The organism is Fibrisoma montanum (assembly GCF_003583365.1).
Taxonomy (GTDB): Bacteria; Bacteroidota; Bacteroidia; order Cytophagales; family Spirosomataceae; genus Fibrisoma; species Fibrisoma montanum.
In genome coordinates, this window is sequence record NZ_QXED01000038.1 from 1 (window position 1) to 504 (window position 504).

Sequence of the window (504 nt, forward strand, 5' to 3'; positions counted from 1 at the left end):
TTCTTTTCCTGCGGCTACTTAGATGTTTCAGTTCACCGCGTTTGCCCCCCGCAGGGTACTAGCTCTTCAAGCTAGTGGGTTGCCCCATTCGGACACGTACGGATCAGCCCCTGCCAGCGGGTCCCCGTACCGTTTCGTCGCTTGCCACGTCCTTCATCGCCACCAGAAGCCTAGGCATCCCCCAGGCGCCCTTATTTGTGTAGACTGCCGTCAATCAATCAATTGCTTGTAATTCGTAGACCAGTGGCTTGCACCACTGTTTCGTCTTTCCCTGTACGTCAAAGAACTACTGCGCTGGCTTCCCTTGCGGCAAACCAGCCCGGCTCTGACAAACCTGTTAGCGAACTAAGACCCACTGGCCGGTGGCAACCACCGACGGCTCCAGAAAGGAGATGTTCCAGCCGCACCTTCCGGTACGGCTACCTTGTTACGACTTAGCCCCAGTCGCCGGGTTTACCCTTGTCCGGTTGTTACCCCGAACTTCAGGTCCCCCCAACTCCCATG

General features: G+C 56.9%; 2 rRNA genes. Both read right to left on the reverse strand.

Annotation, left to right across the window (positions count from 1 at the left end):
• Window positions 1-205 (reverse strand): 23S ribosomal RNA (locus DYU11_RS32890); the annotation flags it as partial.
• A gap of 180 nt (window positions 206-385) precedes the next feature.
• Window positions 386-504, reverse strand: a 16S ribosomal RNA gene (locus tag DYU11_RS32895); the annotation flags it as partial.